The sequence below is a fragment of the Burkholderia sp. FERM BP-3421 genome, assembly GCF_028657905.1.
Classification (GTDB): domain Bacteria; phylum Pseudomonadota; class Gammaproteobacteria; order Burkholderiales; family Burkholderiaceae; genus Burkholderia.
In genome coordinates, this window is the sequence record NZ_CP117781.1 from 574,242 (window position 1) to 593,175 (window position 18,934).

At 68.7% G+C, this 18,934-nt stretch carries 23 protein-coding genes; 10 read left to right on the plus strand and 13 right to left on the minus strand.

All coding sequences use genetic code 11. The features are described from left to right. Positions 1-261 carry a PAAR domain-containing protein gene (locus Bsp3421_RS05640; protein ID WP_273997342.1) on the plus strand — a complete coding sequence of 87 codons (261 nt, stop codon included), beginning with the start codon at positions 1-3 and terminating at the stop codon, positions 259-261. A 116-nt stretch (positions 262-377) separates the two neighbouring features. Here Bsp3421_RS05640 and Bsp3421_RS05645 read toward each other — a convergent pair whose 3' ends face one another. The 3 genes from Bsp3421_RS05645 to Bsp3421_RS05655 form a co-directional block, all read right to left on the minus strand. Continuing rightward, positions 378-596: a hypothetical protein gene (locus Bsp3421_RS05645; RefSeq protein ID WP_252982836.1), complete on the minus strand. Its 219-nt coding sequence runs from the start codon at positions 594-596 to the stop codon at positions 378-380. A 119-nt stretch (positions 597-715) separates the two neighbouring features. Next, positions 716-1,375, minus strand: a complete 660-nt coding sequence (locus Bsp3421_RS05650; RefSeq protein WP_273997344.1) for a flavodoxin family protein — start codon at positions 1,373-1,375, stop codon at positions 716-718. Positions 1,376-1,430: 55 nt separating this feature from the next. Next, positions 1,431-2,507, minus strand: coding sequence for an MDR family NADP-dependent oxidoreductase (locus Bsp3421_RS05655; RefSeq protein ID WP_273997345.1), 1,077 nt, complete (start codon positions 2,505-2,507; stop codon positions 1,431-1,433). 161 nt (positions 2,508-2,668) lie between these two features. Between Bsp3421_RS05655 and Bsp3421_RS05660 the strand changes: the two genes are divergently transcribed. Further along, positions 2,669-2,869, plus strand: a complete 201-nt coding sequence (locus Bsp3421_RS05660; RefSeq protein WP_443111492.1) for an aldehyde dehydrogenase family protein — start codon at positions 2,669-2,671, stop codon at positions 2,867-2,869. Between the two features lie 47 nt (positions 2,870-2,916). Here Bsp3421_RS05660 and Bsp3421_RS05665 read toward each other — a convergent pair whose 3' ends face one another. Next, positions 2,917-3,876, minus strand: a complete 960-nt coding sequence (locus Bsp3421_RS05665; protein WP_273997346.1) for a cupin domain-containing protein — start codon at positions 3,874-3,876, stop codon at positions 2,917-2,919. Positions 3,877-4,007: 131 nt separating this feature from the next. On the opposite strand from Bsp3421_RS05665, the gene Bsp3421_RS05670 reads away from it, so the two are divergent. Then, the gene (locus Bsp3421_RS05670; RefSeq protein WP_273997347.1) at positions 4,008-4,544 is read left to right on the plus strand and encodes a carboxymuconolactone decarboxylase family protein; all 537 of its coding nucleotides are present in this window, start codon (positions 4,008-4,010) and stop codon (positions 4,542-4,544) included. Positions 4,545-4,898: 354 nt separating this feature from the next. Here the strand turns inward: Bsp3421_RS05670 and Bsp3421_RS05675 are convergent, their stop codons facing one another. Next, the gene (locus tag Bsp3421_RS05675) at positions 4,899-5,183 is read right to left on the minus strand and encodes a hypothetical protein (RefSeq protein ID WP_273997348.1); all 285 of its coding nucleotides are present in this window, start codon (positions 5,181-5,183) and stop codon (positions 4,899-4,901) included. 137 nt (positions 5,184-5,320) lie between these two features. Here Bsp3421_RS05675 and Bsp3421_RS05680 point away from each other — a divergent pair, with 137 nt between their 5' ends. The 3 genes from Bsp3421_RS05680 (at position 5,321) to Bsp3421_RS05690 (ending at position 7,075) form a co-directional block, all read left to right on the plus strand. Beyond that, positions 5,321-6,397: a squalene/phytoene synthase family protein gene (locus Bsp3421_RS05680; RefSeq protein ID WP_273997349.1), complete on the plus strand. Its 1,077-nt coding sequence runs from the start codon at positions 5,321-5,323 to the stop codon at positions 6,395-6,397. A gap of 98 nt (positions 6,398-6,495) precedes the next feature. Beyond that, positions 6,496-6,690: a YqaE/Pmp3 family membrane protein gene (locus Bsp3421_RS05685; RefSeq protein ID WP_273997350.1), complete on the plus strand. Its 195-nt coding sequence runs from the start codon at positions 6,496-6,498 to the stop codon at positions 6,688-6,690. A gap of 109 nt (positions 6,691-6,799) precedes the next feature. Beyond that, positions 6,800-7,075, plus strand: a complete 276-nt coding sequence (locus Bsp3421_RS05690; protein WP_273997351.1) for a hypothetical protein — start codon at positions 6,800-6,802, stop codon at positions 7,073-7,075. Between the two features lie 91 nt (positions 7,076-7,166). Here the strand turns inward: Bsp3421_RS05690 and Bsp3421_RS05695 are convergent, their stop codons facing one another. The 6 genes from Bsp3421_RS05695 to Bsp3421_RS05720 all read right to left on the minus strand — a co-directional run bounded on the left by Bsp3421_RS05695 (position 7,167) and on the right by Bsp3421_RS05720 (position 13,495). Next, positions 7,167-7,352, minus strand: coding sequence for a hypothetical protein (locus Bsp3421_RS05695; protein WP_273997352.1), 186 nt, complete (start codon positions 7,350-7,352; stop codon positions 7,167-7,169). Further along, complete coding sequence (gene cydB, locus Bsp3421_RS05700; protein ID WP_273997353.1) at positions 7,324-8,331, minus strand: cytochrome d ubiquinol oxidase subunit II; 1,008 nt, start codon at positions 8,329-8,331, stop codon at positions 7,324-7,326. Before cydB ends, Bsp3421_RS05695 begins: the two co-directional genes overlap by 29 nt. A gap of 34 nt (positions 8,332-8,365) precedes the next feature. After that, entirely contained in the window at positions 8,366-9,778 is a 1,413-nt protein-coding gene (locus Bsp3421_RS05705) for a cytochrome ubiquinol oxidase subunit I (RefSeq protein WP_273997354.1), read from the minus strand. Between the two features lie 333 nt (positions 9,779-10,111). Then, complete coding sequence (gene scpB, locus Bsp3421_RS05710; protein ID WP_273997356.1) at positions 10,112-10,909, minus strand: methylmalonyl-CoA decarboxylase; 798 nt, start codon at positions 10,907-10,909, stop codon at positions 10,112-10,114. Then, positions 10,906-12,138, minus strand: a complete 1,233-nt coding sequence (locus Bsp3421_RS05715) for a CaiB/BaiF CoA transferase family protein (RefSeq protein ID WP_273997357.1) — start codon at positions 12,136-12,138, stop codon at positions 10,906-10,908. The genes scpB and Bsp3421_RS05715 overlap by 4 nt, the downstream gene beginning before the upstream one ends. Before the next feature lie 37 nt (positions 12,139-12,175). Further along, a complete protein-coding gene (locus Bsp3421_RS05720; RefSeq protein ID WP_273997358.1) occupies positions 12,176-13,495 on the minus strand; it encodes an MFS transporter in 1,320 nt (439 codons plus the stop codon). 131 nt (positions 13,496-13,626) lie between these two features. Here Bsp3421_RS05720 and Bsp3421_RS05725 point away from each other — a divergent pair, with 131 nt between their 5' ends. The 4 genes from Bsp3421_RS05725 (at position 13,627) to ltaE (ending at position 17,004) form a co-directional block, all read left to right on the plus strand. Continuing rightward, positions 13,627-14,553, plus strand: a complete 927-nt coding sequence (locus Bsp3421_RS05725) for a LysR substrate-binding domain-containing protein (RefSeq protein ID WP_273997359.1) — start codon at positions 13,627-13,629, stop codon at positions 14,551-14,553. Between the two features lie 276 nt (positions 14,554-14,829). Next, positions 14,830-15,207 carry a hypothetical protein gene (locus tag Bsp3421_RS05730; protein WP_273997360.1) on the plus strand — a complete coding sequence of 126 codons (378 nt, stop codon included), beginning with the start codon at positions 14,830-14,832 and terminating at the stop codon, positions 15,205-15,207. A 16-nt stretch (positions 15,208-15,223) separates the two neighbouring features. After that, positions 15,224-15,862 carry a YMGG-like glycine zipper-containing protein gene (locus tag Bsp3421_RS05735; RefSeq protein ID WP_273997361.1) on the plus strand — a complete coding sequence of 213 codons (639 nt, stop codon included), beginning with the start codon at positions 15,224-15,226 and terminating at the stop codon, positions 15,860-15,862. A gap of 128 nt (positions 15,863-15,990) precedes the next feature. Beyond that, positions 15,991-17,004, plus strand: a complete 1,014-nt coding sequence (gene ltaE / locus Bsp3421_RS05740; RefSeq protein WP_273997362.1) for a low-specificity L-threonine aldolase — start codon at positions 15,991-15,993, stop codon at positions 17,002-17,004. Between the two features lie 134 nt (positions 17,005-17,138). Here the strand turns inward: ltaE and Bsp3421_RS05745 are convergent, their stop codons facing one another. Together Bsp3421_RS05745 and Bsp3421_RS05750 are read right to left on the minus strand one after the other, a co-directional pair. After that, positions 17,139-17,864, minus strand: coding sequence for an alpha/beta fold hydrolase (locus Bsp3421_RS05745; protein ID WP_273997363.1), 726 nt, complete (start codon positions 17,862-17,864; stop codon positions 17,139-17,141). Positions 17,865-18,009: 145 nt separating this feature from the next. Next, positions 18,010-18,933: a LysR family transcriptional regulator gene (locus Bsp3421_RS05750; protein ID WP_273997364.1), complete on the minus strand. Its 924-nt coding sequence runs from the start codon at positions 18,931-18,933 to the stop codon at positions 18,010-18,012. Position 18,934 lies beyond the last annotated feature (1 nt).

Below are 18,934 nucleotides of genomic sequence, written 5' to 3' on the forward strand. Positions count from 1 at the left end.
ATGCGCGGCATCATTCGAGTCGGCGACTCGACCAATCGTGGCTGCCGGGTCAGGACCGGCAGCGACAGTTCGAACGTAATGGGACGGGCGGTCGCCCGGATGGGCGACCGTTGTGCCTGCCAGGCAGGGCTTGGCGAATGCGAGATTCTCGAAGGCGACGAAATGGTTCGCATCAATGGCCGCGCTGTCGCATTCGACGGTCACAAGACATCATGCGGGGCCGTCCTGATTTCTTCCATACCAACATCCGGTCGGACCTAGCCGAAGCGCAACAACAGGATCAAGGCACAACGCCGCCGAACAGCGTCGAGCGCGAGCGACATGACGAATCGAGAGCGGTTTGCCGTTCGAGACGTTTCAACCCGCAAGCCCAGCGATCAAAGCGAGGTGACGGGGATACGCTTCGACAACTCATTGCGCGCGGCCAGGGGAATACGCGCATCGTCCCAGCTGGCCAGCCACTCGACCTCTTTCGCGCTGAACACCTGACCATAATTGCGCAGCGCGTATTGCAATGCGTCGACGACGTAATGACGGATCATGTCGGGCGTGCGTGGATCGTCGAGTACGGATCGGAAGGCTTCGAGCGTGGCCATGAATAGGCTCCATCCTAGGGATAACCCTGTTATCCCATACCAATAGTTGGGTGCCAACTGGAAAAAAAGCAGTTGAGCGTGCGAGTCGAACGGCCCTTGCGGGCCGCCTGAACCGACGCTCACGCCAGATCGATTCCCACCGTCGCGCCGACCCGTCCCTCCGAGCGATCCTCGGCCTCCCCATCCCACCACGCCGCGCGGCCGCGCGCGAATTGCCGCGCCGCTTCCGCTACACGCGCGCCAAGATGCCGCGCGGTAGCCAGATCCGCTTCGGGCGGTGCAGCCTCGGGGCCCTGGTCCGTATTCGACTGCGCCGCGGCCCCCAGCCAGAAACCCAGGCGATTGAGATCCTCCGCCGAACCCCGGGTCGAATTGTTCGCAGGCGGCAAGCCGAGATTGATCCAGTGCATGCCATGCTGCGCGGCGAACAAGGCGAGCTGCATGAGCGTGGCGAGCTTGTCTCCGGCGTGCGCGCCGGAATTCGTGAAGCCGGCCGCAATCTTGTCCTGCCACAGGAAGCCCTTGGCCATGACGGCGTTGGAGGTGGCCTCCTCGAAGACTTTGAATTCGGCCGACACCCCGCCCATATAAGTCGGCGCGCCGAAGATGATGGCGTCGGCCCGGGCGAGTTCGTCCCAGCGCGCCGGCGCATCCGCGCAGGGCAGCAGCACGCCCCTGGCGCCCGCCACCCGTTCGACGCCGTCCTTGACCGCGCTTGCCTGCCGCGCCGTATGACCATATTGGCTGTGAAAGACAATCGCCACGCGTGTATTCGTCATGCACTTCTCCTGAAGCTTGATGTCCCGATTCCGATTCATCTCGTTTGACCTGGTCCTACAGTTCGACCATCACCACGCCCTTGAGCTTGCCCGCACAGGCTTCCTGCAGCGCCGCCGGCCCCTGCTCGAGCCCGCTGAAGGTCGTGCAGGTCAGTTGAACGGGCTGCTCGTCGCGCCATTCGTCGAGGCGCTGCAGCCATTCGTCGAAGGCTTCGGGTTTGTCGTCGTCGGCGCTATAGCCGCGCAGCGTGATGCCCTTGATCGGCAGCCGGAACGTATCGATCTCGACCGGCGCGATGGAACTGGAGCGTTCGGCGCGCAGCTCTGCCACGAGCGCCCCCAGAATCACGAAGCGCGCCCCCTCTCGCGCCAGCGTGACCGCGGCGCTCAGCTGCTCGCCGCCGACCATGTCGACGAAGACGTCGATGCCGTCCGGCGCGACGTCGCCCAGCTGCGTGACGAAGGGGCGGTTGTCGTCGACGATCACGGTGTCATAGCCGAGCGCTTCTTTCATCCACGCGGCCTTGTCCGGGCTGCGCGTGCTGCCGATGACGCGCCCGGCCCCGAGCCGGCGCGCGATCTGCCCCGCCATCGAGCCGATCGCGCCGGCGCCGCTGGAGACGAAGACGGTGTCGCCGGGCTTGACCTGGATGCCGCGCGTCAACGCCGCGTAGGCGGTCCAGCCGTGGCCGAGGTACGCGGCCGGTTCGATGGGGTCGCGCCGCAACACCGTGCACTGAGCCGCGTCGACAACGGCATAGTCGCGCCAGCCCCGCCGATGAAGCACCGTTTCGCCCACGCGCAGCCCTGATTCCGGTGCAGCGGCGATCACCTCGCCGATTGCCCCGTCGGCCAGCGCATCGCCCGGCTTGAGCGGCGGAAACGGAATGCCGTTGATTTCCTTCGCGTCGCGGCTCGCCATCAGGCGCGTCGACACGGAGACGCGGAACCAGCGGTTGCGCACCAGGACCTGATGAGGCGCCAAGGGCGGCAAGGGTGCCTCGGCGATCGCGAAATGGCTCGACTTGAGCGTGCCCTCGGGGTGGGCGACGAGTTCGACGTAACGTGAAACACGGGGTTGAAAATCCATGGCGAATTCCTGTGACCCGTCGCGGGCAGCGGCGCCGCGCACCGCATTTTTCCCGTGAGGTAGGTCGAAATTCTTGCGTGGATCCCTGGCCGTGGCTACTCGCTTTTCCGTTCCCGCTCCAGTGGGCCGCCGAGCCCCGATACAGCGGCATTTGCGTGCGAGCGCCACTGCCGGAGCGAGGTCGCGGCTCGCTTTCCTGCCGTATGACGCCGGCCTGCGCAACGGATCGTTGCATCCGCAACTTTCTGCGCCGCGCGCGCGAAGCGGCGCACTGCGGCAACGCCGGGGCGACCAATGTGTTGCCGTTCGGCGGCTTCAGGCAATCGGGCTTGGGCCGCGAACCGGGGCGTGCCGTCATCGATCAGTACACGGAGAGCAAGTCGGTGATGATGAATTTCGGGTAGCGCCTGGCGTGGTGTGGGAGACGCGGGAAGCAGGCGTCGCGCCGACCTCACGCGCGCTGGCGCGCCTGCGCCCGCCATTGCGCGGGCGTGAGCCCGACGAGCCGCTTGAACGCGCGCTGGAACGCCGCCTCCGACTGATAGCCGACCGCCTCGCCGATCTCCGCGACCGGCCGCGCATCGTGCGCGAGCATCCGGCTCGCGAGCGCCATGCGGATCTCGGCCAGCACGTCGCTCGCGGAGCGGCCGATCGCGTCGTCGAAGTGCCGCGCAAAGCTCGCACGCGACATGTGACAGAGCGCGGCGAGGTCGGGCAGGGTCCAAGGCCGGTCGGGCGCGTCGAGCATCGCGGCGAGCGCCGGCTGCAGGCGCGGCCGCTGCGCGAGCGCGAGCAGGCCGCCCGGCGGCGCGGGGCCGACGCTCGCATGGCGCAGAGTGAGCGCGAACAGCGCGCCGGACAGCGCGTCGATCAGCGTCGCGCTGCCCGGGCCGCGCTCCAGCGCTTCCTCCCGCATCAGGCCGATCAGGCGCGCGAGGCGGCTGTCCGCGACGCGCGCCTCGCGCTCGGCCGCGCTGGGCGCGTCTTCCGCGTCGCTGTCGCTGTGCACGAGCATCCGCGCGGGGAGGTCGTCGCGCCACAGCGGGCGCGGCATCTCGGGCAGCAGGAAGCGGCCGCACAGCAGGTCGGCCGGCGGGCCGTCGCCGTCGTTGGTGACGATCTCGAGCCCGGCCTCGTCGCGCGAATGCGACGCCTGCGCCGCGCCGCCGCCCGCGTCGCGCAGCACGTGCGGCACACCGGAGGGAAACAGCACGATATCGCCCGCCCGCATCCGCAACGGCGGGGCATGGCCATCGTCGACCTGCGCCTCGCCGCGCAGCAGCACGTGATAGGGAATCTCGCGCGCGCCCGACGCCGGATGGTCGAGCCGCCACGGCGCGCCGAAGTGGCAGCGCGCGTCGAGCCGGCCCGTGACGGGCATCAGCGTGAGTAGTCGACTGAGCAGATCCATGGCGAGTGCATGAGACGATTGAGCATGAATTAGCGAAATTATGGCATTAAAGAACTCGCTTGATGGACCTAGACTGGTTTCCATGCCGTGACGTGCGGCGTTCCGAAACCCGTTTCCCCAGGAGAGACATCATGTCCAGACTGACCACGATCCCGCCCACCGACGCCGCCGGCGCGACCGCCGAGGTATTCGCGACGATCCGCAAGGCGATCGGCAAGGTGCCGAATGCCTACGCGACGATCGGCACCCATCATCCGGACGCGCTGACGGCGATGCTGGCGGTCGACGCGGTGGTGGGCAAGGGGACGCTGTCGAAGGCCGAGATCGAGACGGTGCGGCTGGCGGTGAGCGAGGCGGCCGGGTGTGACTACTGCGTGGCCGCGCACACGCTCGCGGGCAAGTTCGCCGGCCTCGCGCCGGATGCGATGAAGCAGATCCGCCACGGCGAGCCGACGGGCGATGCGAAGCGCGATGCGCTGGTGGCGTTCGTGCGCACGCTCGTCACGACGCGCGGCACGGTGCCGGCCGACGCGCTCGAACGGTTCCGCGCGGCGGGATTCAGCGAACGGCAGGTGATCGAGGTGATTCTGACGGTGACGGGGATCACGTTCACGAATCTCGTGAATCGCGTCAACGACACGGATCTGGATTTTCCGGCGGTGGCGTGAGGGCGGGGCCCGATCCGATGGGCTGGGGCCGGATCGGCGGGGCGGTGGAGGGCCGGTTGGCGGCGTTGGCCCGGTGTCAGGCAGGTATCGGCGCTTTGACTCGTGTCGCGGGCCGTCGCGGGAGGGGCGCTTTGCGGCGTACCCGGGCGAGCGGTTGGCTTTGGGAGATCGCGGCGCGGGTGGGAGGCCGCCGGGCGGGCCGTGCGGTTGGCGCAGGCCCGGGTTTCCGGCGGGTGCGGACGCGGTCGTCGGGGCGAAGACCGGGGCGGCCCGCATTCCGCCGCCGCGTCTCGCCTGGGCGCTCCGGGCGGCCCCGGGGCATACGAAGCCCCGACCGCCGGGGCGCCGCCGCGCTTACTTCGCCTGCGCCGCGAGCCCGCTTTCCAGCATCTCGGTCAACAGGCCCGTCATCCCTTCCGGATGCGCGGCCGCCTGCGCGTTCAGGCGCGCGACCAGCTCGACATTGAGTTTGCACGCGAACGGCACGAGGCCCTGCGCCTGGTCGAGCTTGCGGCGCTCGCGACGGTCGATCGGGGCGGCTTCGGCATTCTTGCCGAAGCGGGCGGCCGAGCCCTGCTTCATGGCTTGGGTCAGCTTGAGCGCTTTGTTCTTCTCGAGATCGGTTTTCTTCATGGCCATGGCGGCTACCTCAGTTCGTTCAAAATGGGTGCGATTGTACGCATCACGCCGCGCGCCGAACACCCGCCTTGTGCGGCCGGGATCCGGTGCGCCGGGCTACAATTCGGCAGCTTCCGATTTCCATCACCGATCCGTACATGGCCACACCACCTCGGGCTTTCCTGCTGGGCCCCCTGCTGAAAGGCGTTTCCCGCTCGTTCTACCTGACGCTGCGCGTGCTGCCGGAAGGCATGCGCGACCCGATCGGGCTCGCCTACCTGCTCGCGCGCGCCGCCGACACGATCGCGGACACCTCGCTGATCGCGCCCGCTCAGCGGCTCGAACTGCTGTTGTCGCTGCGCGCGCAGGTGAACGGCACGCCCGATCCGGACGCGCTGCGCCGGATCGCGGGCGAGGTCGCCGGGCAGCAGATGGTGTCCGACGAGAAGATCCTGCTCGAATCGCTCGAACCGGCGCTCGCGATCCTCGCGCAGTTCGACGACGGCGACCGCGCGGCGGTGCGCGGCATCGTGACCACGTTGACGGAAGGCATGGAATTCGACCTGCGCACCTTCCCCGATGAAACCTCGGGACAGATCGTCGCGCTGCGCCGGCCGGACGAACTGGATCGCTATACCTATCTGGTCGCGGGCTGCGTCGGCGAATTCTGGACCGCGATGACCTATGCGCATCAGCCGGGCGTGCTCACCGCGGATGCCGCGGCCATGACGGCGCGCGGCATCCGTTTCGGCAAGGCCTTGCAGATGACGAACGTGCTGCGCGACTGCGGCAAGGATCTGCGCATCGGCCGCTGCTATCTGCCGGTCGAACTGCTGGGCCGGCACGGCCTCGCGCTCGAGGATCTGTCGGGGCCGGACGCGTCGCGGCGCGCGCGGCCGCTGCTCGTCGACCTGGTGCGGCTGACGCTCGATCACTTCCGCGCGGGCATCGACTACACGTTCGCGATTCCCGCGCAGGCGATGCGGCTGCGCCTCGCCTGCCTGTGGCCGATCCTGATCGGCCTCAATACCTTGCTGCTGCTGGTGGAGAACGACGCGTGGCTCGATCCGGCGCGGGCGTCGAAGGTGCGCCGCAACGACGTCTACAAGGTGCTCGCGTATTCGGTGCCGCTGTCGCTGTCGAACGGCCTGCTGCGGGTCTGGCTCGATCGGCTCACGCGCGATATCGAAGCGCGGCTCGGCGAATCGGCCGGGGCTGCCGGCGTGCGCGTTTAAGAAGCGTTTAAGTTCGCGTCTGCTATAACCCGAAGCAGGCGGGCCTTTGCCGACGCCGTCCGGCGCCGGCTCCCGCCGCATCACGAGAGGATCTTTCCATGCGTTTGCTGCTCGCCCTGTTGCTGCCCTGGCTGCAGTTCTTCACGATCGGCCGCCCGATCGCCGGCATCATCTGTCTGCTGTTGCAGCTCACGGTGATCGGCTGGCTGCCGGCCGCGATCTGGTCGGTGTACGCGTTGAGCCAGTACAAGACGGATCGGAAGATCGAAGCGGCGTTGCGCGGCAGGCCTTGAGTACCCGCACGGATGCGTCGTTTCGTCTATTTCGGAGGAAATCTATACATATCGTGCCCATCGATCTGCATGAAATGTATAGATTTCTACCGAAATGACGAGTGCGGGCGTGCACGATTCAACGACGGCCGACGAGCCGCACTGCGCTGACGCGCAGGACGCCGCGATGGACAAGCGCTACAACGCGCTCCCGCTTCCCGAACAACTGTCGCTGCGCCGGCAGGCGGTCGAGGACGTGCTCGCGCATCCCGAGTGGACGCTGCAGGAATCCGTGCGCCATCCGAAGCGCACGATGCGGCTGACGAGCGCCGAGATGGCGAAGCTCGCCGGCGGACGATCCAGGATATCGAACAGGGGCGCAGCGACGGCACCGTGCAGACCATGAGCCGCATCTTCGGCATGCTCGGATTGAAGCCGGGTGTCGTGCGGAAGCAGGCGTAGCGGCTGTCGCCGAGCCCGGCCTCATCGGGCCGGATTCACTTCGTCGCCGCGAACAACGTCAGGTTCATGAAGATCTTGAACGCGTAGCCGAGCGACACGGCGCCTGCCACGCCGCCCGCCCACAGGATCACGAACCAGACCCAGCCGGGCAGCCGGCGCGCGGGGCCGCCTGCGCGGCCGTCGGCGTGATGCTCAGTGATGGTAGTAGTGCTGGTCTTCATGTCGTACCTTGCCTCGAAATACCCAGTAACCCATCGTAGTGTAGGCGACGATGATCGGCAGGATCACGGCGGCGCCCACCAGCGTGAAGGTCTGGCTCGAACGCGGCGCGGCCGCTTCCCAGATCGTCATGGTCTGCGGAATCGCGTACGGGAACAGCGTCACGAGCAGCCCGACGTAGCCGAGCAGCACGAGCAGCAGCGCGAGCACGAACGGCGTCATGTCGTGGCGGGCGCGCACCGCGCGGTACATCCACAGCGCGCAGCCGGCCACCAGGAACGGCACCGGCAGCAGGCGCCAGAACAGCCCGGAGTCGAACCAGCGCTGCGCGATCGTCGGGTCCTGCAGCGGCGTCCACAGGCTGATCACCGCCATGAAGCCGAGCAGCACGACCGTCAGCGGCCACACCACGCGGTGCAGGCGGCGCTGCAGGTCGCCTTCCGTCTTCGCCACCAGCCAGCAGCAGCCGAGCAGCGCATAGGTTGCGATGAGGCCCAGGCCCGTCAGCAGGCTGAACGGCGTGAGCCAGTCGAACGCGTGGCCGGCGAACTGGCCGTCCTTGATCGGAATCCCTTGCAGGAACGCGCCGAGCGCGATGCCCTGGAAGAAGGTCGCGCCGGCCGAGCCGCCGATGAACGCGAGATCCCACAGGTGCTTGGTGCGGCGCGCCTTCGCGCGGATCTCGAACGACACGCCGCGGAAGATCAGGCACACCAGCATGAAGATCAGCGGGAGATAGAGCGCCGAGAGCACGGTCGAGTAGACGATCGGGAACACGGCGAACAGGCCCGCGCCGCCCAGCACGAGCCAGGTCTCGTTGCCGTCCCACACGGGCGCGACGGTGTTCATCATCAGATCGCGTTCCTTCTCGTCCGGGAAGAACGGGAACACGATGCCGATGCCGAGATCGAAGCCGTCCAGCACGACGTACATGAAAAGGCCGAATGCGATGATCGCGGCCCAGATGACGGTGACATCCATTTGTTTTACCTCGTAGGCTTGGGCGGTCGCCGCGTCAGGCCGCGTCGATCAGGTGGTTCGTCGCCGACAGCGGGCGGCGGCCGGTGTGGTCGGGGCGCGCGTCGTGCGCGTCGTCGTGCCCGTCGCCCGGCAGCGCGGGGCCGGCCTTCATCAGTTTCAGCATGTAGTGGATGCCCGTGCCGAACACGAGGAAGTACACGATCACGAAGGTCAGCAGCGACAGGCCGACCTGCTGCGTCGACAGCGGCGACACCGCGTGCGCGGTGCGCATCACGCCGTACACCACCCACGGCTGGCGGCCGACCTCGGTCGTCACCCAGCCCGCGAGCAGCGAGATGAAACCGGTCGGCCCCATCACGAGCGCGGCGCGCTGGAACCACTTCGCTTCATAGAGGCGGCCGCGCCGGCGCAGGGCCCAGGCGGCGAGCGCGAGGCCGATCATCGCGAAGCCGAGCGCGACCATGATGCGGAAGCTCCAGAACACGACCGTCGAGTTCGGCCGGTCCTCGGGCGGGAAGGCCTTGAGGCCGCGGATCTCGCCGTCCCAGCTCTGAGTCAGGATCAGGCTGCCCAGGTGCGGGACCGACACCGCGTAGCGCGTGGTTTCCGCCTGCATGTCGGGAATCCCGAACAGGTTGAGCGAGGTGCCGCCGCGTTCGGTTTCCCACAGGCCCTCGATCGCGGCGATCTTGGCGGGCTGGTGCTTGAGCGTGTTGAGGCCGTGCTGGTCGCCGATCATGGCCTGCACGGGCGCGAGCACCAGCAGCAGCCACAGCGACATCGAGAACATCTTCTTCACCGCGCGGTCGCGGCGGCCCTTCAGCAGGTGCCACGCGGCCGTGGCGGCCACCACCAGCGCGGCGACGATGAAGGCGGCGATCGCCATGTGCGCGAGCCGGTACGGGAACGACGGGTTGAAGATGATCTGGAACCAGTCGGTCGGCACCACTTTGCCGTCGACGATCTCGAAGCCCTGCGGCGTCTGCATCCAGCTGTTCGAGGCGAGGATCCAGAAGGTCGAGATCAGCGTGCCGATCGCGACCATCAGCGTCGCGCCGAAGTGCGCGCGCGGGCTCACGCGGTTCCAGCCGAACAGCATGATGCCGAGGAAGCCCGCTTCGAGGAAGAACGCGGTCATGACCTCGTACATCAGCAGCGGGCCCGTGACCGAGCCGGCGAAGCTGGAGAAGCCCGACCAGTTGGTGCCGAACTGGTAGCTCATCACGACGCCGGACACGACGCCCATGCCGAACGCGATCGCGAAAATCTTCGACCAGAACAGGCAGAGGGTTTTGTAATAGGGCTTGCGGGTCTTGAGCCAGCGGTATTCGAGCACCGCGATGAAGCTCGCGAGGCCGATGCTGAGCGCCGGGAAGACGATGTGGAACGAGACGGTGAAGGCGAATTGCAGGCGGGCCAGATCTAGGGCCGAGAATGCGGTTTCCATACGTGTAGACCGAGGCTGACGACACCCGCCGGCGGGGCTGCCGGCGGACCCCGCGCCGCGCGCGACTCGGATGGGCGACAGGGTTGCGGCGAGTATCGCGCAGCGTGTTGCGGCGCGAAATGTGCCAACTCGTCGCAGAGGTCAAGCGCTGATCCCGGTGTGTCGGATCTAAATCATTGATTGGTATCAAATTTGGCGGAATCGTCCGAGGCGCGCGCCGCGCGGCGTCCTGTCGCACCTGCGGCAATCCACCGCGCCGCAGCAGGGGAGCCGGCGGCGCGCCGCCGGGCGTGCGCGTGACAGGGGCGCGCACGCCTCGTGCGCCGCCGCGCTTCAACCGCCGCGAAACACCGGCGGCCGCCGCTCGGCGAACGCGCGCAGCCCCTCGGTGAAATCGTCGCTCGCGCAGGCCGCGCGGCGCAGCTCCGCGATCCGTTCGAGCGCGTCGACGGGCACCGGCCGCGCATCCTCCAGCACCCGCAGTTGCTCCTTCACCGCCTGCACCGCGAGCGGCGCCTTGTCGGCGATCGTGCGCGCGAGGGCGAGCGTCGTCGCGTCGAGCTGCGCGCGCTCGACCACGCGGTTCACGAGGCCGTGGTGCGCGGCCCGTTCCGCGTCGAGCGGCTGCGCGGTGAAGAACATCTCCTTGAGCACGTGGATCGGCAGGTTGTGGAAGAAACGCAGCAGCCCGCTCGTCGTGTAGGGCAGGCCGATGTTGACGGGCGTCATCGCGAAGCGCGCGCTCGGGTCCGCGAGCACGAGGTCGCAGCTCATCGCGAGATCCACCGCGCCGCCCCACACCGAGCCCGAGATGCTCGCGATCACGACGCCCGGATACGCGCGGATCCGCCGCAGCACGCGTTCGAGCGGCTTGCCGTACGCGATCGGATCGCGATCGTGCGCGAGTTCACCGAGGTCGTGGCCCGCGCTCCACACGTCGTCGCCGCTGCCGTTCGCGAGCGTGACGACCGTCACGTCGTCCCGCGCGAGCGCATCGAGGCGCGCGTCGAGCGCGTCCAGCAGCGCCGCGTCGAGCGCGTGGCGGCGCGCCGGATTGCCGAAGCCAATGCGGCCGATGCGCGGCTCGACGCGCTCGACCTCGACGAACCAGCCGGTCGATGCGCCGCTCATGACAGCGCTCCCGCGAGTTCGGGCGCATGCTGGAATACCGCGCGCCCGGCCAGCAGCGAGTCGATCGCGGCGGTGTCGAAGCCGGCCTCGCGCAGCACCTCGACGGTGTGCTCGCCCAGTTCGGGCGGCGCGCGTCGCCTGCGCGCCGCGCCGCCGGTCGAATCATCGGCCGGCGTCGCGAGGGGCGTGACGACCTGGCGCAGCGCGCCGAGCGTCGGGTGATCGAGGGTATCGACCAGCTGGCAGTGGGCGACCTGCGGATCGCCGAACACTTCGTCGAGCGTGTGGATCGGCCCTGCGGGCAGGCCCGCCGCGACGAAGCACGCGGTCCATTCGCGCTTGCCGCGCGTGCGCAGCCGGGTTTCGAGCAGCGCCTTGAGCGCGTCGCGATGCGCGACGCGCGACTCGTTGGTCGCGAAGCGCGGATCGTCGACCAGGCCGCGCAGGTCGAGCACCTCGCACAGTCGCCGCCACATGTCGGTCGTGATCGGCGCGAGGTTCAGCGGGCCGTCGGCGGTCTCGAACACGCCGTACGGCGCGATCACCGCATGCGCGTTGCCGGTGCGGCGCGGGACTTCGCCGAGGCTCAGGTAGCGCTGTCCGTGCACGCTCAGCAGCCCGACGAGACTCTCCAGCAGCGACGTGCCGACCTGCCGGCCCCGTCCGGTGTGGGTGCGCTCGAACAGCGCGGCGACGATCGCGGTCGTGAGCCACATGCCCGAGCTGAGGTCGCCGATCGCGGTGCCGGTGCGGGTCGGTTCGCCGTCGGCGAAGCCGGTCAGGCTCATCAGCCCGGTGTAGCCCTGGGCGATCTGGTCGAAGCCGGGCCAGTCGCGCAGCGGACCGTGCGCGCCGAACGCGGTGATGCTGCCGAGCACGAGGCGCGGATTGTCGGCGCTCAGCGTGTCGTAGCCGAGGCCCATCGCGTCGAGCGTGCCGGGCCGGAAGTTCTCGATCACGACGTCCGCGTCGCGGATCAGGCGGCGCACCGCGGCGAGGCCGTCCGGATGCCGGAAGTCGACGCAGATGCCGCGCTTGTTCCGGTTGCACGACAGGTAGTAGGTGCTGACGCCGCGATCGAACGGCCCCCAGCTGCGGCTCATGTCGCCGCTGGGGCCGGGCTCGACCTTGATGACGTCGGCGCCGAGATCGGCGAGCGACATCGAGCAGAACGGGCCGGACAGCGCCCGGCTCAGATCGACGACCTTGATGCCTTGCAATGCATTCATGCGATGCTCCTGCGGAAAAAGAGGGGCGGGCCGCTGGTCAGGCGGGCAGCGTGTCGTGACGGGTCTCGTGGGCGGCGGGCAGGATCAGCAGGCCGACGAGGAACGCGGCGGCGGTCCAGGCGATCGGGACGCCGAGCGAGCCTTGCCAGTGAATCGCGGCGCCGAGCAGGAAGTTCACGCCGGCGCCGAGGAAGCGGCCGATCGACGCGTTGAAGGCGAACGCGGTCGCGCGGATCCGGGTCGGGTACTGCTCGGGCAGCCACAGGGAGAAGATCGCGAAGTTGCCGCCGAAGAAGCCGAGGAACAGCAGCGACACCATGAACGCGGGCAAGCCGTTCGGCAGGTAGTACACCCAGCCGAACGCGACCGCGATCGACAGCGCCATGCCGACGAAGTAGACGCCGAGCGCGCCGCGCCGGCCGAGCCGTTCGGCGAGCCAGGGCGCGACGAGACAGCCGGCGATGGTCGCGATCGACAGCAGCGCGGCGCCGATCGACGCGAGGCGCTGCGCGCCCACGGGATCGATGCCGGCGCGGGTCGCGAGCGTCACCACCGCGCTGGCCTCGTAGACCGAGCCCGCCCACAGCCCGACGATCGCGACGCCGACGAGGCTGGCGCTCGTGAGCGTGCGGCGCCGGTACGCAGGCGAGAGGATCTCGCGCAGCGGCTGGCGCGCCGGCGCGGCGGCGGCCGGCTCGCGCGCTGCGCGGCGACGCCACTGCCCCGGCTCGTGCACGCGCAGCACGGTGAACACCGCGAGCAGCGCGGGCGCGAGCCCGCACAGGAACATCGCGCGCCAGCCGTAGGCCGCGCCGACCGTGTAGTTCAGGCACGCGGCGATGAAGAAACCGAAGTAGTAGCCGGTTTGCAGATAGCCCGCGCCCATTTTGCGACGATCCTCCGGCCAGCTTTCCGCGACGTAGGTGCCGGCGAGCGCCCATTCGCCGCCGACGCCGATGCCCGCGAGCAGCCGGCACGCGGCGAGCATCCAGACGTCGTGCGTGAACGCCGCGGCGCCCGTGAACACCGAGTAGATCAGGATGCTCGCGGCGAGCGTGCGGACGCGGCCGAAGCGATCCGCGAGCGGGCCCCAGATGAACGACAGGCCCCAGCCGACCAGGAACAGCGCGAACAGGATCGAGCCGTACAGGCCGAGATTGGCGGGCGTGGCCGCGATGCCCGAGGCGGGCAGCAGCTCGGTGAGCGCCGGCACCAGCACGAGCGCATAGATCACCGAGTCCACGCCGTCGAGCACCCAGCCCGCGTAGACCGCCCAGAATCCCTTGATCTGTTCACGCGTGAGGGGCGTGCGCCCCGGTTTCGCATCGTGTGCCGATGCGGCGATCGCCTTGACCATCCTTGTCTCCTTGCCGGCCTGCGCCGGTTTTTTTGTGAGGTCAGTATAAGAACGCCAGGCATCGTGGAAAAATATGTTATTCGTCTAACGCCATCGGAAATTCTTATGGCGTGCGCATCGGGGAGATCGGCATGGATCTGCGGCAGCTGCGGTATTTCGTCAAGGTGGTCGAGCACGGCAACGTCACGCATGCGAGCGAGGCGCTGCACATCGCGCAGCCGGCGGTGAGCCAGCAGGTGCGCAACCTCGAACGCGACCTCGGCATGCAGCTGCTGGAGCGCAGCGCGCACGGCGTCGCGCCCACCGCCGCCGGCCGCACGCTGTATCGGCATGCGCTCGAACTGCTGCGCCAGGCGGACGACACGCGCGAGCTGCTGCGCCGCGACGCCGAACTGCCGCAAGGGCGGGTGTCGATCGGGATGCCGTCGAGCACCGCGCGGGTGCTCGCGATTCCGCTCGCGCGGCTGATGCGCGAGCGTTTCCCGGGGATCATGCTCGAACTGATCGAGGCCCCGAGCGCCGACCTCGACCAGCTGATCGGCCGCGCGCGCGTGGATCTCGCGATCGTGGTCGATGCGGCGCCGACGCGCGGCATCGCGATGCGGCGGCTGATGACGGAGGCGCTGTACCTGATCGCGTGGCCCGGCTTCGCCTTGCCGGACGGGCCGGTGCCGCTCGCCGACCTCGCCCGCATGCCGCTGATCCTGCCGAGCGCGCCGAACACGATCCGCAACCGGGTCGACTGGGCGATGCGCGAGGCGGGGTTGCCCTACGACATCCAGCTCGAAGCCAGCTCGACCGGCCTGCTGTTCGCCGCCGTGATGGCGCAGCACGGCGTCACGATCCTGCCGTGGACCGCGGCGCATCTCGAACTCGACGAGCACAAGCTCAAGCTCGCGCGCGTCGCGCATCCGCTGTTCGTGCGCGAGCTGTCGCTGTGCTGGGCGGACAGCGGGCTGCTCAGCAATGCGGTGCTCAAGGTGCGGGAGGCGCTCGTCGAGCTGTTCGGGCAACTGGGCAAGCGGCCCGAATGGGCGGCGCGCCGGCGCGCGCGCTGAGCCGGAACGATGCTCGGCCGGTGATCCGGCCCCGGTGCGTCGCCGCGCGCGCCGCGTGTTTTTGCGCGTTATCTATCTGACAGTGTTGTATCGGTGCGTTACGGCGTAACACCGCCGCGCGGGCGGAGCCTTGCGCGCGTGCGGGTTCCGTCACCGTTGTAACGACCGGCAAGATCGCCGGACCCGCGTGTAATTGTTCGGCGCGGGCCGCGGGCATAGCGTTCAGGGTGTCGAAACCCGAAGGAATGTCATGAACGCGCAAGCAGGGAGTCTGACGTGAACAGGCTGAAGATCGTGCTGGGCCTCGCGGCGACCGCCGCTATTTGCGCGAGCGGCGTCGCGCAGGCGGCGCGCGTCGGTGTGTATATCGGCCCGGGCTACCCGTATTACTACCCCGTCGTGCCGGCGCCTTATTACTATCCGCCGCCTGTTGTCGCGGTGCCGGTCGAACCGCCGCCGCCGCCCGAATACATCGAGCAGGGCCAGGCTGCACCCATGCCGATGCCCCAGGCCGGGCCGGCCGGCCCGGCCGCCGGCGCGCCGCCGGGCGACGACGGCTCCTGGTACTACTGCGACGCGTCGAAGAAGTACTACCCCTACGTGAAGCAGTGCAAGTCCGGCTGGCGGGCGGTGCCGCCGCGTCCTCAACCTTGAGCGGAAGGCGATGAACATGAATCAGGCAATCCGATATGCGCGCCGAGGCGCGCTGCTCGCATCGCTGGGGCTGCTGGGCGCCTGCGCGGTGATGCCGGACGGGCCGAGCGTGATGGCGCTGCCCGGCACGGGCAAGACCTTCGACCAGTTCCGCGCCGACGACGGCAACTGCCGGCAGTATGCGTATCAGCAGGTCGGCGGCGTATCCGCGAACCAGGCGTCCACCGCGAGCGCGCTCGGCAGCGCGGCGGTCGGCACCGCGCTGGGCGCGGCCGCCGGCGCCGCGTTCAACGGCGGGCGCGGCGCGGCGGTCGGCGCGGGCGCGGGCCTGCTCGCGGGCAGCGTGCTCGGCATGGGCGCGGCGCAGGGCTCCGCGTACAGCGTGCAGCGTCGCTATGACTATGCGTACACGCAATGCATGTATGCGGCAGGCGAACGCGTGCCGGTGTCGGGACGCGTGCGTTCCGGCGGCGGGTATTACGGCGATGGCGGTGGCGGAGGTGGTGGCTACGGCGGCGGCGGTTATGGCGGCGGAGGTGGTGGCTACGGCGGTGGCGGTTATGGCGGCGGTGGCGGTGGCTACGGCGGAGGCGGCGGATATGCGCCGCCTCCGCCGCCACCGCCGGGCATACAACCGCCGCCGCCCGGATACTGACGCGGCGCGCGGGCCGTCGCCGCCACGGTCCGCTTGCGACGCGCACCACGTCCGGAGCGATTTGCGTACACTCTGAGGTTCCGTTCATGGCGCGCGCGCGCGTGCCGATTTTTCGACAGGGACTCCAGATGATCGATTTACGCAGCGATACCGTGACCCGTCCGAGCCAGCCGATGCTGGCCGCGATGACTGCCGCCGAAGTGGGTGACGATGTTTGGGGCGACGATCCGACGGTCCTGCGCCTGCAGGCCGCCGTCGCGGAGCGGGCCGGCAAGGCCGCCGGGCTGTTCCTGCCGAGCGGCACGCAAAGCAACCTGGCCGCGATGATGGCGCACTGCGAACGCGGCGACGAATACATCGTCGGCCAGCTCGCGCACACCTACAAATACGAAGGCGGCGGCGCGGCGGTGCTCGGCAGCATCCAGCCGCAGCCGATCGAGAATGCCGCCGACGGTTCGCTGCCGATCGAGAAGATCGCCGCCGCGATCAAGCCGATCGACAATCACTTCGCCCGCACCCGGCTGTTCACGCTCGAGAACACGATCGGCGGCAAGGTGCTGCCGGCCGCCTACGTCGACGAGGCGGTCGCGTTCGCGCGCGGCCGCGGCCTCGCGACCCATCTCGACGGCGCGCGGGTGTGCAATGCCGCGGTGGCGACGGGGCGCTCGATCGAGGCGCTGTGCGCGCCGTACGATTCGGTGTCGATCTGTTTTTCGAAGGGGTTGGGCGCGCCCGTCGGCTCGGTGCTGGTCGGCAGCGCGGCGTTGATCGAACGCGCGCAGCGCTGGCGCAAGATGCTGGGCGGGGCAATGCGGCAGTCGGGCCTGCTGGCGGCTGCCTGCCTGTACGCGCTCGACCACAACGTCGAGCGGCTCGCGGAGGATCACGCGAACGCCGAACGCCTCGCCCAGGGTCTCGCGGGGGTCGAGCAGGTGACGGGGCTGTCGCAGGCCACCAACATGGTGTTCGCGACGTTCCCGGAAGCCGACTGCGCTCCGCTCGAAGCATGGCTCAAGGCGCGCGGGATTCTCACGCAGATGCTGTACGCATCGCGGTTCGTCACGCATTGCGACGTGTCGCGCGCGGATGTCGATACGTTCGTCGGCGCGGTGAAGGCGTATTTCGCGGAACGGCGCGGCTGATCCGGAGGCCGGCGCGGCGGATGGCCGGCTGATCGCCGCCGCGCTGTGGTTGAAGGATTCGCGGGGCTTGCCGGCGCGCGTGTGTCGAGGGGCTCGGCGGCTGCCCGACTGCATCTCGATTCACGCGGGCGGGCTCACAGCGACGCCCGCTCCAGAAATTTCCTGATCTCCAGCGAGTAGGCGCGGGGGTGCGAGAACCGGAACATGTGACCGGTGCGCGGCATGATGACTTCCTGCGCATTCCTGATCTCCTTGAGGAGCGTCCCCGCGGCCTCCCTGCCGATCAGCTTGTCCTCCTCGGGTGTCAGGACCAGCGTGGGGACGTCGATCGCCTTCAGCAGGGCCGTGTAGTCCGTGTTCTCGATCGAGTGCATGCGGTTGATGTAGGCCTTGTGCGGCGTTTCCCCGATGAAGAAGGCGCGACTCTTTTCGGTGCTCCAGGGGATCTCCCCCTCCTGGTCGAACGACGACGCCAATTGCGCCGCGTGGAACCTCAAGGTGAGCTGTCGATAGAAGGGCCCGGGGAAGAATGGCGCCAGCGCCGCCAGCGTCTTGAGCAAGGGCGAAGTGATCGGGCTCCTGGCGAAGCCGCCGGAGAGCACGAGGCCCTTCAAGCCCTTCGGCCGGCGCGTCGCCGCCGCGATCGAGGCGACCGCGCCATATGAATCGCCCACCAGCACATAGCTGTCGAGATCCGTCACCTGGTCGGTGATGAAGTCGGCCAGGGTTTCCAGGTCGTTCACATCGTCCGGCAAGCGAAGCGTACGCAGGGGGCGATCCTGCAAGCTGGTCAACTGGTCGAGCTTCCACGGCGCGCCCGCGAAGCAAGGGATCATGACCAAGGTGGGGCTGGTTTTCATGGGGTGTTCCTGGCGGATCGAATGAAGGACAAGCGCACTCTAGGCGGTCCGGCCTATCCGATCCAATGGCATTTGCACACCTTGTCGATGCACGGGATTCATGATCCCCGGGCCGCTCCGTCGGCCGCCGCGCGCCCGCCGATGCCTAGCCGGCGATCATCATGTTCGTGATCCACTGGACGGCGGGTTCGTTGGCGCGCCCTTTGGCGCGAATCACGAACACGTCCCAGGTGGGCAAGGCCAAGGGCAGCTCGAACAGGCTCAGTTGCGCGGTGTCCTGCATGCGCAGCGCGACGCGTTCGGCGATCACGGCAATCGATTCCGACGCGCCGACCATGAACGGAACCGCCAGGAAGCTGGGGCAGGTGGCGCTCACCTGGCGAGCGCGGCCGAGCGCTTCCAGGGCGTCGTCGACGGCTCCCCGCGCGTCGCCGCGCGGCGAGACGAGGATGTGGGGCAGCCGGGTGAAGTCATCCAGCGCCATGTGCAGCTTCTTGCCCCGCTTGACCAGCGCCGGATGACCCTTGCGCGCGATGCCGACGAAGCGCTCCTTATGGGCAAGCTCGCAATCGAAGCGCTGTGGGATCTGGGCGAACGAACCGGACCCGAGCACGATGTCGAGATCGCCGGCGTCCAGCATGCGTAGCGCGGATTCGGTATCGGCCGGCCTGAGTTTCAGGACGACGCCCGGCGCAGCGGCCTGGATGTGGGCGAGGGCAGGGGTGAGGATGGTCAGGATGGCGTGGTCGGTGGCCGCTATCGAGAGCGCTGTTTCCAAACGACCGGGATCGAACGGGCCGCGCGGGCTGGCGACGAGCCTGACCGATTCGAGCACCGCTGATACGCGCGGCATCAACTCGACGGCCAGCGGCGTCGGCTCGATCCCGCGCGGGTTGCGAATGAAGAGCTGGTCGTCGAACGCCGTACGCAGGCGCGACAGCGCGTGGCTGGTGGCGGACTGGGACAGATGCAATCGTTCCGCGGCGCGGCCGACGTGCTTTTCGGCCCAAAGTGCTTCCAGTACGACCAGAAGATTGAGATCGAAACGTGTCAGATCCAGGGGCTTCATG